This is a genomic window from Pontibacter sp. FD36, assembly GCF_015686655.1.
In the GTDB taxonomy this organism is placed as follows: domain Bacteria; phylum Bacteroidota; class Bacteroidia; order Cytophagales; family Hymenobacteraceae; genus Pontibacter.
In genome coordinates this window covers 16,304-29,336 of sequence record NZ_JADPMP010000017.1, presented here as the reverse complement: position 1 = coordinate 29,336, position 13,033 = coordinate 16,304, and the positions used below count along the sequence as shown (strand labels likewise).

Genomic DNA, 13,033 nt, shown 5'->3' with positions numbered 1-13,033 from the left:
AGAATACCTGATGTTCTAAATCATCGCTTCTTAAACAGCTCCGCGATCATGCAACGGATGCTGCCACCCCCTGCTTTCTCGATCATGTGGATGGGCAGATACAGGATGTGCTCATTATGCGCTTGTATACGCTCCAACTGCTCAGGTGTCAGGCTTAGGTAAGCGGCCTTCGACATCACGAGAATGCGCTCGCCCTGCTGGTTTTCTATTTGGAGCATGTTGCCAGCAAAATGCTGGTAGGTTTGCTCTTTGCTAATCTCGATAATCTCTTTGCCGCTTCCGCTCAGACTAGCGTACAGCTTTTCACGATCCTGCGCACTCACCACGTCCAAGGCCACCACTGCATAGGTATCGCCTACACACATCATCACATTGGTGTGGTAGATCAGTTCACCTGCCGGTCCATAAGCTTCAAATGTAACCGCTTCGTAGCCGAGTTTATCACAGAAATGTGCTAGCGCCTCTAAACTCGTACGAGGCGACACCGCCGCATAAGCGATCTTGTTCACGCGGTCCAGTACCAAGCTGCCCGTACCTTCCAAGTATACAGGTGTTTCCTGTTCTTCAAAAAACTCCAGCGTCACATGCCCCCCACATTGGCAAGCATGCTTGATCCGTTCAATGACCTCCTGGCGCCGTTCATTTCGCCTGCTGGGTGATGCCATCGGGTAGGTTACCAGTTGTCCCTCAGCGTGAGTAGAAAACCAGTTGTTCGGAAACACAGAGTCAGGTGTGCCCGCGTTGTCAGGGTCCCGCATTGTGATCACCTCCACACCGAGTTGACGCAGTTCCGTCACCGCATTTTTGAACTCAAGCAGCGCGATATCCTGCACCTGATCAGGCGTGAAGTCCTGCAGCTCCTGTTGAAAGCTGTTGGTTTCGGCTGCCTCCGGGTTAAAGGCAAAGCCTGTCGGCTCGATCATCAAAATGGTGCTGGTGGTTTGTTTCATAACAGGTTTTTTTCAAATATACTTCGTTTTCCAGGAAAGAGTAACTTGTAAGCCAGACAAGTTGGGATTACCCTCTGCTCTAAAAGAAAAAACCGGCTATACTTGTTGAAGGTATAGCCGGCTTTTATTAATGATCAGCAGTTAAATAGATTTCGCCTTTTCCTTCAGCCAGTTCAGTTCTTCCTCTGTCAGCTGCGGTCCGAGCTTGTCTACCACCAGTTGGTTGTAGTCGTTCAGCCACTGGATCTGGCGCTCGTCGAGCAGCTCTTTTTTCACCGGAGCTGTGTCGATCAGTGCTAAGGTCAGATGCTCGAAGGTATAGAATTCACCGAAGTCATTGGCCTCGTCAGGTATGGTCAGCACAAGGTTCTCGATGCGGATGCCGTACTGGTTCGGACGGTAAAGCCCCGGCTCCACCGAAGTGATCATGCCCAGTTCAATATCCACTGGTGTGGGGGAAGGATTGAACACATGCGGACCTTCGTGTACATTCAGGAAGAAGCCGACGCCGTGGCCGGTTCCGTGTCCGTAGTTGCGGGCATGGTCCCAGAGCGGCTTTCGCGTGATGGCGTCGATCTGATAACCGCGAGTGCCTCTTGGGAAGCAGGCGGTGGCGCCGTCAATCATCCCTTTCAACACCAGGGTATAGTCTATCTTTTCTTCTTCGGTCAGGTTGCCCAATGAAACTACGCGGGTAATATCGGTAGTACCCGTCGTATACTGTCCGCCGGAGTCGAGCAGGAACAGGCCGTCGGCCTTCAGCTCTACATCGCTCTCCGGTGTGGCTTTATAATGCGGCAAAGCACCGTGGGCTTTGTAACCGGCAATGGTATCGAAGCTTTCTCCAACAAAACCCTCTTGTTCTGCTCTGAATTCAAGCACCTTGTCAGCAACAGATAGCTCCGTGATGGTTTCTTTGCCCAGATTTTCCTCCAGCCATTTAAAGAAGCGCGTCAAGGCCACGCCGTCTTTCACCATCGTTTTGCGGGTGTTCTCTATCTCCACTTCATTTTTGATGGCCTTTAAGAAGGTAGTAGGGTTAGTAGTTTGGATCACGCGCACCTCAGCCGGCAGTTGCTTGTACAGGGCATAGCAATTGCGTTTCGGGTCGATCAGGATGGAGGAACTGGCAGGCAGTTCGGCGAGTAGGCGCTCCACCATCTCGTATGGCTGCAGCTCCACACCGTCGGCCATCAGTTGTTTCTTATCTGTTTCGCTCAGTTTTGCCTGGTCTATAAAAAGAATTGCATTATCCTGACTGATCAGCGCAAAGCTCAGTACAACTGGGTTGCATTTCACGTCGGAACCGCGCATGTTAAAAAGCCAGGCCATATCGTCCAAGGAAGAGATCAGGTGGTAGTCGGCTCTTTGCTTTTTAAGTGCTTTGCGCAGCGCTTCCAGTTTTGCGGTAGTTGACTGACCGGTTGTCTCTTCACCTATCAGGTAGGCCGGGGCAGTTGGCAATTCCGGACGGTCGTCCCAAATGGCGTCAAGCAAATCGCGGTCCGTGGCCAGTTCTATACCTAGCGGTGTCAACTCCTGCTCCAGCAGCTCAGCCAGTCCCACCGAGATCAGTTTGGCATCGTACGCCACCACTTCACCCTGCTCCAGACGGTCAGCCAGCCAGCCGATGTACTCGGGTGCATGCTGCGCCTGCAGTTTCACGAGCTCAAAGCCACTGCCTGCCAGTTGGTCTTTGGCCTGCACAAAGTAGCGGGCGTCGGTCCAGAGGCCAGCAAAGTCCTGTGTGATCACTAGTGTGCCTGCTGAACCGGTAAAGCCCGAGGCAAAGTAAATGCATTTGTAACGATCGGGCAGGTACTCGCTGATGTGCGGATCAGCCGAAGGAATGATGTAGGCGCTCAGCCCCTGCTCTTTCATTTGCTGGCGTATGGCAGCCAGTCTTTCTTTATGACTCATAGTTTATGTGGCTTAGTGAAAGAGGCAAATTAAGGAAAGATGCGGAGAAATGCGCAGTTTCGCACAGGGTTTGGCTGGTTTGCAGGAGAAAGACAATTATGCCAGAGGCTATAAAACTGCAAGAGTTGAACGTAGTTGCACAACATAGGCCCTCCTGCTTCTCTCACCTTACTTTTGAGATATCTTAATTTCCACCCTCCTGTTCAGCGCCCTATTCTCTTCGGTATTGTTAGCTACCTTTGGCTTACTTTCACCAAAACCTTCTGTCGAGATCCTGTCCTCCGCTATACCACTGTTTGTCAGGTATTCCCTAACAGCTTCTGTTCTGCGCACCGAAAGCTCCAGGTTGTCCTCTTTTGAACCTACGTCATCGGTATGTCCTGTAATGTGCACCACCGCCTCCTGTTCCTTCCTCATAAAAGCTGCCAGTGAATCGAGCATGGGGTAAGCCACGGACAGTATGTGATGATCTCCTGAAGTGAAGTTGATATCTTCGAGCGTGATCGTCTCACCAATAGCAAAAGGTAAAGGCTGGCTTTTTCTGCTGGCGGTTGCAGCAGAGCTTGGCTGTGCTGCCTCCTGCGCTGCCTCCGACCTCAGCACCACACTGATGTTGTCGTAGCAGTAGTAGGTGCCTTTGGTCTTGCTGCCTTTCTCTTCCTGCTCCTCATCAGGGTTCATGGACTCAAGAGCCGCTGCGTTAGCACCTATAAAGTTACCGATAATCAGAAAGCGCTCCCCTCCTTTGGCTTTATAAATGGCACTTACTTTTGTCCATACCTGCCGCGATGCCAGTGGTCCCGGCGGTGTAGCTTTTAAAGACAGGTAAGGTATGCTGGCCCCGGTTAGCGGATGCTCTTTGAGTCCGTATACCTGCCGGGTAGACCGTTGTGGTCTATTGGTGAAGTGCACGGTAATCTCACTGATGGGCGGCTCAATGGTGGAGGCTTTGATCGTATAGAGCGATACCAGGTACTCTTTGTTCTTCTGAAGTGGGCGAGTCAGTTCTGCCTGCGTCAGTTCGCTGGCTCCGTAGCTGAACCACTGACATAGGCAAACATCTCCGAACGCGATGTTTGTCAACTGTCTACCAGGTGTTTCGGAACGATACGCGTTGAAGTAGGGCGGGTACATGATCACCTTGCTTTCTACAGACGCGATATCAGGTGTGCCGCTCACGCCCCTGAAACCGACGATACCGCCTTTCAGTTGCTCAAGACCTGGGTTCTTGACCAGATTCTGCGCCAGGGCCTGACTCAGGTATAAACTGAAGAGAAAGTATAGCAGAAATGCTTTCATTTCAGTTATTACGGGGAGAAATGCCAGAAGGTGTATTGTAAGCTCAGGCAAGGAACTAATCGAATCGTTCGACTACTTAGTCTCTTTTCATGAGGCTGGCTTCAGGTACTATCTGATTTTTTTCCCTTATCCGTTCTATAATTTGGCCAACCCAATCTGACTTGTGTTCCAGTTCGATAGCTGGTTCGATCCCATAATCCTCGTATGCCAGAAACTGCCTTTTGTTTTGTGTGTCAGTGATGTAAAGTGTATATCGGCCACTTGGCAATGTTACTCTTTTACCGTAATTACTGCCATAGCTTAGCATACCCTTCGTAGTTTGCCCTGCAGTTGTGGTATTCTTCAGTCTCATCAGCTTCAACGTAAAAATCTCTGCCTGGCTGAGCGTCTCGTTGTTTAAAAGCACATAGATGTTACCTTTTTTTGAATAACTTTTAAGTAGTTTAAAGTACTTCAGCATCTCTTTAGGAGCTCCACCCTCGTTGTTTCTTAAGTCCAGTATTACATTGGCTGCCGTTAGGGAATCCTTTATGGATTCATAAAAAGCCTGTGACTGCTGCCTGGTAGTCTCGTTTATCTGAAAACTTCTAATCATCAGGTATTGCATATCAGCCGCTACGCGTTTCAGCTCAAATTTAGATTCCTTGATCGGGATGTTTACATAGTCTTTTTGGTACTGCTGCTTGCTATACTGATTGTAAGCTCCATAAGCGTAAAACTGGGAGTTTAGCAATGTTTGGTTCCGGAGCTTTTCGTTATTCTGAAAAGTAAAGTATTTTTGAACTGGATGACCATAAACAGCTTTGTATGTACTCGGTCCTGATTGGTAGAGCCGAACAGCGATTTGCCCCTTTTGCCAAAACTTAACATTAGAATCCACTACCACTCCCAAATATTCCTTTTCGCTGCTCCGGAAAAGCCCCACAATGTATGAGTTGCCATAGTGATAGATTCCCTCAGTGGAGTCAGCGTGTTTCTGCATCAACTCGTTCTTTAGAGAATCTATATTAAGCTCAACTTTTGGGTAAAGCTGGAATTCCTCGGAGGCGATATAGTTATTTATACTGACAGAGTCCTTGAAATGGCTAAACACTGGAGTCTGATAAAAGCCCAGATGGTTGTCCCGAATCAGAAACAGAAGATGTGACAGCTTGAAAAATTGCTCGTAATTACTCAAGTCACCTGCTGTGTCAGTCGCCAAGGACTTATATAGTTCGTTGTAAGATATAAGTTCACTACCCTGAATCTGCGCTTTATAGGAAGGTGTTTTTTGCAAGAGTGACCTTAGAGCGCTTAAGTCAGACAGATAGTTATCATTCTGTGCTTTCGCTACAATGGCTGTGAATAATAGTGCTAGTGTCAGAAGTATCTTCATGATTTTAACTAAGTGCTTTAATGATACTACTGTTCAAGATTTAGGTATAGCAAAATGTCTTGTTAATACTCTTTAACAAACCATGCCTACAAACAGCTACAGCCGAAATTATCGATATCGCTGTACCACAGTTTTAGCCACGCTCCATTCTCTCCTTTAGCTACTAATGCGCGGAAGGGCGTATGCAACTCCCTGTTATTTGGAAAAGCATCCACATATATAAAATAGAGATTCTCAGTGCCGGTCAGTTTGGCGAAAGAGACGGCTTTGTCATGGCTGCTGGGGCAATCGGCACAGTCTGGCATCAGCTTAGACCTGTACCAGCTATCAAAGGCAGGATTGTTTTCATAAGTCAGGTCGAGCGGAAAACGGCTGGCAAAAAGCACTTCATCCCCGCTTTCTAATGCCTGTTCATCAAAGGTATAGTGATAATATTCAGAACACTCATTTTGATAATGGCCAAGGTCCTGTACACGTGATTGGCGGGTTGTCTTAGTTGTGTAAAGGTAAATCTGTGGTTTGCCAGTCGGGTATAAAGAATCGAGCAATTCCGGGAAATGCACTAGCCTGGTTGAGTCAAAGTAACCTTTTTGGTAACCGGGCCGACTGCTCAACAATACTTTTTCAGCTGAAAGATCATGATATTCCATTGGTCGCTCCATGTCCGGTATTGGCTGACCGATGATGCCTAGTTTCTGGTCGGGAATTCTGAAAACTGGGAATAGCACCTGCTCAATAGTCAGGCGGGGTTGCTTAGGATTACTAGTATTGAACTGCTGTCTAAGCTGCATCAGAAACTGGCGGTTGTTAGCAGTGAGCCTGCTCTTCTTATCCGCTAATAACTTATCGAGGTAGGCTACCCGCACCGAATCGTGTACATACAGGGAAGCGTAGTAGTCATCACATTTTTGCCTCCAATCTTCCATTTCTTCATCCGTGAGGTCTACAACTACTTCGGCTGACTGCGTAGTATCGGCAGTTGCAGTAGCAGGCAGTTCCTGTACTGGTTTATCACTGCAAGCTGTCAACACCAGAGCCAACAGGTATAGCACATAGTTTATTTTCATAATTCCTTAGGATTACCGGTTAACCAATAGGCATACTAAAACTAATCTATACCTAAAGCTAATAAAAATAAACTATGTGCTATATACAATATACTCACTCAAAGCTCCCTCACAAAACCGCACAAACTGTTCATTATTGAACAGGCACAAACTACTATAAATCAATTCTTTACAGCATAAACAGCTGATTATCAATAATATACAAACCTGGCATCTAAATTGGCTATACCCTCACGAGCAAAGCACAAAATAAGACTATGGATCGTGAATTATCAGCCAGCACCAGACAAGCCCAAAAGCGGAAGCGCATATGGCAAATAGGTATAGCTGCTGCCCTGCTGGCAGTAGCCATCTTTGGCTTTAGAAGCCTAATCACTCCGAGCATCGCTAGAACAGAACTCAATACAGCGCAAGTTGAAGAGGGGCCGGTGGTGGCTACGATCACTGCTTCTGGCACAGTGGTGCCGGAGCACGAGCAGGTGATCACCAGTCCCATACAGGCACGCATTGAGCAGGTGGTGCACTCAACAGGCGAGCAGGTACAGCCCGGCGACCAGATCCTGCTCCTCGACAGGGCCTATACCCAGCTAGCCTACGACAAACTGAAAGACGAGCAGGAACAGAGTCGACATAAAAGCGTGCAGCTCAACCTGAACCTCGAAAAGAAGCTGAACGCGCTGGCTTCGCAGCTTGAAATAAAACGGATGCGGGTGAAGAGCCTGCAGGCGCAGCTCGAAGATGAGCAGTACCTCCTCAAGATCGGGGGTGGCACACAGGAAAGCGTAAAACAAGCCGAACTCAACCTGAGAATTGCGCAGCAGGAACTCGAGCAGATTGAGCGCGACATCGTAACAGAACGTCAACTCCTCAAAGCTGACCAGCAGGAACTGCGCTATACCCTGGCCATGCAAAGCCGCTCGATCGAAGAGTTGCAACGCAAAATGGAACAGGCCGAGGTAAGAGCCAAACAGCCGGGAGTTATCACCTGGGTGAAAAACGAGATCGGCAGTAATGTAAATGCCGGTGATATCATTGCCCGTTTAGCTGACCTGAGCAGCTACAGGGTGCAGGCCACCATCTCAGACGCCTTCGCCAGTCAGATTAGTGTCGGCAGCAGCGTATTAGTGCGCATCAACGACACCAACCTCAAGGGCAGCGTTGCTTCCATCAAACCTACAGTCGAGAACGGCATCGTCACCTTTTTTGTGGTCCTAGAAGAGAAAGCACACCAGCTGCTGCGCCCTAGCCTACGCGTGGATGTGTATGTACACACAGTCGCCAAACCAAACACGCTGCGTGTGAAGAACGGCCCTTACTTCAAAACAGCCAATAAGCCCCAGGTATACCTGCTGCGCGACGGCGAACTGATCCGAAGAGAAGCAAGGATCGGTGTGAGCAACATGGATTATGTAGAGCTGGAAAGCGGCGTGCAAGCCGGTGATGAAGTCGTGATATCCGACCTGTTAGATTACCAACACCTCGACAAGGTGAAAGTGAAGTAAGATTGATAATTGCACAAAAGACTTTGTGACAAAGGACAACAAATGTGAAAAAGAAAAGTCCTCTGTCTCTTCCCAAGAAGAAGTCGTGATACGAACCTGTGATACGCAAATAAAACGATGAAAGACCTATACAAAATTTGTTTGCTGTTTGTGACGCTGCTGCCCTGCCTGCCAGGTATAGCACAGCCTGCGACGCGCACCTTGCGTCTGCAGGAGGTGATTGCCCTGGCGCAGGAGCAGTCGGCAGCGGCACGGCAAGCCGAAACCAGCCGCGAAAACAGCTACTGGCAATGGCGCAGCTTCAAGTCTGACTACAAGCCGCAGCTTAGCCTGACAGGTACCCTCCCCGACTTCAGCCGCACGATCATGCCCGTAACACAACCCGACGGTACTACCGACTTCAAACCGGTGTCGATCAACAACTCTGAGCTTGGTCTAAGCCTGAGCCAGGTGGTGAGTCCAACCGGAGGTCGTGTGTTTGTTACGTCGCTGATGCAGCGCTTTGACGACTTTGACCGCCAGCAGACCCGCTACAACGGCAACCCGGCCATTATCGGTCTGGAGCAGCCGCTGTTTGCCTACAACCAGCTAGCCTGGGCCAAAAAGATAGAGCCGCTCCGCTACCAGGAGTCACAAAGAGAATTTCTGGAGGAGCGCGAAAAGATAGCCGTGAATGCCACCCGACTGTACTTCGATCTGCTGCTGGCCCAAACGAACCAGCGCATCGCCAGTCAGAACCAGTCGAGCAACGACACGCTGTACCAGATCGCGCAGGAGAAGTATAAGCTCGGCCGCTTTTCCAAGAACGACTTGCTACAGCTGCGCCTGGCCGTGCTGAACGCCGAGCTCGCCATGGCGCAGGCTGCCCTTGATCAGCAGACTGCGGCACTTGCCCTCAAAACCTACATCGGCATGAAAGAGACAGACCAACTCGAACTGCATACGCCCGAAGGTATACCTGCCACTACCGTGCTTGCGGAGATAGCTCTGGCCGAGGCCCGCAAAAACCGCAAAGAAAGCATCAATTTCAGCAGAAGGCTATTGGAGGCCGAGGCACTGATGGCCAAAGCTCATGGCGACAATGGTTTTAACGCCAGCCTGTTTGCCACCTTTGGCCTCACCAACCGCGGCGCCTCTTTCACTGACATCTATACCCGACCCGAGAACCAGCAACGGGCCCGCATCGGCTTCAGCATGCCGATCATGGACTGGGGGCGTCAGCGCTCTATTTATAAAGTGGCCGAGCTGAACAAGCAGCTGGTGCAGTACACCGTGGATCAGGAAGACGCCTATTTCGAGCAGGCCGTACTCACGCAGGTGAACCAGTACAACACCCTGAAAGCCCGCATTGCCACCACTGCCGAAGCCGATGCCATCGCACAGGAACGTTACGAGATCGCCCGCAACACTTTCCTGATCGGCCGCATCAGCATCACCGACCTCAACATCGCCCTGGCCGAAAAAGACCAGGCCCGACGCGCCCACATCGCCTCGCTCAGTGCCTTCTGGACAGCCCATTATACCCTGCGGCAGCTCACGCTCTTTGACTTTGAGCAACAACAGGTGATTTTAATAGAGACACAACATTGAGATGATAGACTTATTACAAACCAAAACACTACCTGTCATTTCGAGTGCAACGAGAAATCTCGGTTACTGCATGCTTTCAAAAATATTCCAGATTTCTCCCAGGGGTCAAAATGACAAGAGAAACCAAGCATATATGCATCAAAAAATTTACAGATATTAGAACCAAGGTATAAAACTATGATCACGTTAAAGAACATCGAAAAAGTCTACCAGACCAAGACGATTGAGACGGTAGCGCTGCACAATGTCAACCTGCACATACCCAAAGGGGAATTTGTGTCAGTGATGGGTCCATCGGGTTGCGGCAAATCCACACTACTCAACATCATGGGGCTGCTCGACGAGCCGACCAACGGCATTGTGGAGATAGATGGCAACCCCATCAGCAGGTATAGAGACAAAGAGCTGGCACACATCCGCAATCAGAAGATCGGGTTTGTATTCCAGAGTTACCACCTGATCAACGACCTGAGCGTGATCGATAATGTAGAACTCCCGCTGCTCTACCGCAGCGGCACATCAGCAGCTGAAACAAGAAGGCTCGCCCTCACGGCTTTGGAAAAAGTAGGCCTCAGTGCCCGCACCAAGCACTACCCTACACAGCTCTCCGGTGGACAGCGCCAGCGAGTGGCCATTGCCCGTGCGCTCATTGGTCAGCCGGAAATCATTTTAGCTGACGAACCCACTGGTAACCTCGACTCGGTAATGGGCGAGGAAATCATGAACATCCTGCTCACGCTCAACCGCGAAGACGGCACCACCATCGTGATGGTGACGCACGACGAGAACATGGCCCATAAAACAGAGCGCCTCATCCGCTTCTTCGACGGCCAGCAGGTATCAGACGCTAAAACCACTGCCTACGACTATCAAAAGGTATAGCCATGCTGAAGAATTACATCAAAATAGCCTGGAAGGTGCTCTTGCGACGCAAGTTTTTTACCTTCATCAGCCTCTTCGGTATCAGCTTTACGTTGCTGGTGCTCATGGTGGCCTCTTCTCTCTTCGACCATACCTTTGGTCCGCAGATGCCGGAGCGCGAAACAGACAAGCTTCTCTTTGTGAATATCCTGCGTGAGCAACGTGAAGGTGGTTTCTCGAGCAGTGGCCCTCCCAGCTACCGCTTTCTCGACCAGCATGTGCGCACCATGAAAACGCCTGAAATGGTGTCCATTAACTCCATGTTCTTTCAGGTGAACAGCTACATCAACAACCGTAAGCTTGCCCTGGACATCAAGTACACAGACCGTGCGTTTTGGGATATCCTAGACTTCAATTTCCTGGAAGGGAACGGCTTTAGCGAGCAGGATGTGCGCGGCGCCAACCGTGTGGCCGTGATCAACGAAAACACCCGCAAGCAGTACTTCGGCACAGATAAGGCAGTGGGACAGTACATCGTGGTGGACCAGGTGCGGTACCAGGTGGTAGGCGTGGTAGAAGACGTGCCGGCGCTGCGCCTGCACTCCTACGCCGATGTGTGGGTGCCGATTACAATGAAGAGTCAGGAGTTTAACAGGCCTGGTCTTCGGGGTACCTACTTTGCCACCATTAAGGCGAAGTCAGCTGATGACGTACCCCAAATAAAAGAGGAGTATGCGGGCATCATGCAGGAGGTGGAACGCCAGCAAGCAGAAAAAGGCACTACGCTCTCCTCCCACCCCGATACGTTTCTGGAAAGTATTGCCCGCACGTTTCTGAGCAACGGCAAGGACTCCGGTTTAGGTATACTGTACGTTATCATGGCAGGTCTTGCACTGCTGTTCATGCTGCTGCCCACCATCAACCTGGTTAACATCAACATCAGCCGCATCATGGAGCGCTCTTCGGAGATTGGTGTGCGTAAGGCCTTCGGTGCCACCTCTTCCACTATTATCGGGCAGTTTATCATCGAAAACGTTTTCCTGACACTGCTTGGAGGCTTGCTGGGCTTTGCGCTGTCGGCGGGAGTGCTCTGGCTGATCAACGACAGCGGCGTCATCGTGTATGCCAACCTCGGGCTCAACATCCGTGTGTTTGCCTTCGGTCTGTTGCTCTGCCTGGTTTTCGGGCTAATTTCCGGAGTGTATCCGGCCTATAAAATGTCACGCTTAAATGCCGTAGAGGCGCTGAAAGGAGGTACAAAATGATACGCCATTTATTTAAACTGATCTGGAACCGCAAAAAGAGCAATTTCCTGCTCATGACGGAAATCTTCTTTTGCTTCCTGGTGCTCTTCGGCGTGGTGAGCCTGATCGTGTACAATGTACGCAACTATACCAAGCCCTTGGGATTTGAGTATGACAATGTATGGTTGCTCACCATGCGCCCCAGTGCCGACTCCGCTGCCCTCAACCACCAGAACCTGGAGCAGGCAGTACAGCAGGTTCGCGCCTACCCTGAGGTCGAGTATGCCGCTCTCACAAACAGCAATGCCCCCTTTGCCTTCAGCCAGATGACGGATAATCTGTCGTATGACAACAAGCGAAGCACGCAGGCAGACCACTACCAAGTAGACGACGACTATGCCGATGTGCTGCAGGTACAGCCTAGCCAGGGTCGCTGGTTTGGCCCGGAGGACAATGCCGCCCACCACCAGCCCATCGTAATTAACCGCGAAATGCAAAGGCAGCTGTTCGGCGAAGAAGAGCCGCTAGGCAAATTAATACCCCAAAACGACTCGGTGAACTACCAAGTGGTTGGGGTCGTGGATCACTTCCGAGGCTACAGTGAGTATTCCGCCGAGCGACCAGCCTTTTTCACTCGGATCAACCTCCAGCAAAGTGACAAGTCTTTTTGGGGTGAACTCCTTATTCGGGTAAAGCCTGGTACCGGGATTGCATTCGAGGAGAAAATGGTGCGTGAGGTTTCAGGTATAGGCAAAGACTGGACACTGGAGGTGGCTACCCTGGAGAAAATGCGCCAGAACAAATCGAAACTCACCATGGTACCCATGATCGCTCTGGGTCTTGTCTGCGGCTTTCTCATCTTAAATGTGGCACTGGGCCTCTTTGGTGTACTCTGGTATAACATCAGCCGCCGCAATGGTGAGATTGGGCTTCGCAGGGCGCTGGGCGCCTCGGCCAACCAGGTATACCGGCAGTTTATCGGAGAGGTGCTGGTGCTGGCTACCTTTGGCTTGCTGCTGGGTGTGGCCTTTGCCGTACAGTTTCCGCTGCTGCAGGTATTTGAGGTTGAATCGGTAGTCTATTTCTTAGCCTTGGGTATAAGCGTGGTTGTTATTTATATACTAGTGGTTGGTTGCGCCCTCTACCCTAGCCGACAAGCCGCAGCCATTCATCCGGCCATCGCCCTGCACGAAGAATAATAGCAATTTATACCTTAAAAAATTAT

General features: G+C 50.3%; 10 protein-coding genes. 5 read left to right on the top strand and 5 right to left on the bottom strand.

The features are described 5' to 3' along the window. Positions 1-20: 20 nt before the first annotated feature. The 5 genes from ctlX to I0P70_RS20430 form a co-directional block, all read right to left on the bottom strand. Positions 21-950 carry a citrulline utilization hydrolase CtlX gene (gene ctlX, locus I0P70_RS20450; protein WP_196120996.1) on the bottom strand — a complete coding sequence of 310 codons (930 nt, stop codon included), beginning with the start codon at positions 948-950 and terminating at the stop codon, positions 21-23. 141 nt (positions 951-1,091) lie between these two features. Next, a complete protein-coding gene (locus tag I0P70_RS20445; protein ID WP_196120995.1) occupies positions 1,092-2,870 on the bottom strand; it encodes an aminopeptidase P family protein in 1,779 nt (592 codons plus the stop codon). 168 nt (positions 2,871-3,038) lie between these two features. Continuing rightward, positions 3,039-4,169: an OmpA family protein gene (locus I0P70_RS20440; protein ID WP_196120994.1), complete on the bottom strand. Its 1,131-nt coding sequence runs from the start codon at positions 4,167-4,169 to the stop codon at positions 3,039-3,041. A 76-nt stretch (positions 4,170-4,245) separates the two neighbouring features. Continuing rightward, on the bottom strand, positions 4,246-5,544 hold the full coding sequence (locus tag I0P70_RS20435) for a S41 family peptidase (RefSeq protein WP_196120993.1): 1,299 nt from the start codon (positions 5,542-5,544) through the stop codon (positions 4,246-4,248). Positions 5,545-5,630: 86 nt separating this feature from the next. After that, positions 5,631-6,611 (bottom strand): hypothetical protein, encoded by a 981-nt coding sequence (locus I0P70_RS20430; protein WP_196120992.1) that lies wholly within the window; start codon positions 6,609-6,611, stop codon positions 5,631-5,633. 257 nt (positions 6,612-6,868) lie between these two features. Here I0P70_RS20430 and I0P70_RS20425 point away from each other — a divergent pair, with 257 nt between their 5' ends. The 5 genes from I0P70_RS20425 (at position 6,869) to I0P70_RS20405 (ending at position 13,007) form a co-directional block, all read left to right on the top strand. Continuing rightward, positions 6,869-8,113 carry an efflux RND transporter periplasmic adaptor subunit gene (locus tag I0P70_RS20425; RefSeq protein ID WP_196120991.1) on the top strand — a complete coding sequence of 415 codons (1,245 nt, stop codon included), beginning with the start codon at positions 6,869-6,871 and terminating at the stop codon, positions 8,111-8,113. Between the two features lie 117 nt (positions 8,114-8,230). Continuing rightward, on the top strand, positions 8,231-9,703 hold the full coding sequence (locus I0P70_RS20420; RefSeq protein WP_230392328.1) for a TolC family protein: 1,473 nt from the start codon (positions 8,231-8,233) through the stop codon (positions 9,701-9,703). A gap of 177 nt (positions 9,704-9,880) precedes the next feature. Beyond that, positions 9,881-10,585, top strand: coding sequence for an ABC transporter ATP-binding protein (locus I0P70_RS20415; RefSeq protein ID WP_196120990.1), 705 nt, complete (start codon positions 9,881-9,883; stop codon positions 10,583-10,585). Between the two features lie 2 nt (positions 10,586-10,587). Beyond that, positions 10,588-11,829 carry an ABC transporter permease gene (locus I0P70_RS20410; RefSeq protein WP_196120989.1) on the top strand — a complete coding sequence of 414 codons (1,242 nt, stop codon included), beginning with the start codon at positions 10,588-10,590 and terminating at the stop codon, positions 11,827-11,829. Beyond that, positions 11,826-13,007, top strand: coding sequence for an ABC transporter permease (locus I0P70_RS20405; RefSeq protein ID WP_196120988.1), 1,182 nt, complete (start codon positions 11,826-11,828; stop codon positions 13,005-13,007). The genes I0P70_RS20410 and I0P70_RS20405 overlap by 4 nt, the downstream gene beginning before the upstream one ends. Positions 13,008-13,033 lie beyond the last annotated feature (26 nt).

Excerpts from the sequence above, each read along its gene's own strand:
- I0P70_RS20415 (WP_196120990.1), top strand. The coding sequence starts at position 9,881 with ATGATCACGTTAAAGAACATCGAAAAAGTCTACCAGACCAAGACGATT.
- I0P70_RS20405 (WP_196120988.1), top strand. The coding sequence starts at position 11,826 with ATGATACGCCATTTATTTAAACTGATCTGGAACCGCAAAAAGAGCAAT.
- ctlX (WP_196120996.1), bottom strand. The coding sequence starts at position 950 with ATGAAACAAACCACCAGCACCATTTTGATGATCGAGCCGACAGGCTTT.
- I0P70_RS20440 (WP_196120994.1), bottom strand. The coding sequence starts at position 4,169 with ATGAAAGCATTTCTGCTATACTTTCTCTTCAGTTTATACCTGAGTCAG.
- I0P70_RS20435 (WP_196120993.1), bottom strand. The coding sequence starts at position 5,544 with ATGAAGATACTTCTGACACTAGCACTATTATTCACAGCCATTGTAGCG.
- I0P70_RS20430 (WP_196120992.1), bottom strand. The coding sequence starts at position 6,611 with ATGAAAATAAACTATGTGCTATACCTGTTGGCTCTGGTGTTGACAGCT.
- I0P70_RS20425 (WP_196120991.1), top strand. The coding sequence starts at position 6,869 with ATGGATCGTGAATTATCAGCCAGCACCAGACAAGCCCAAAAGCGGAAG.
- I0P70_RS20445 (WP_196120995.1), bottom strand. The coding sequence starts at position 2,870 with ATGAGTCATAAAGAAAGACTGGCTGCCATACGCCAGCAAATGAAAGAG.
- I0P70_RS20410 (WP_196120989.1), top strand. The coding sequence starts at position 10,588 with ATGCTGAAGAATTACATCAAAATAGCCTGGAAGGTGCTCTTGCGACGC.
- I0P70_RS20420 (WP_230392328.1), top strand. The coding sequence starts at position 8,231 with ATGAAAGACCTATACAAAATTTGTTTGCTGTTTGTGACGCTGCTGCCC.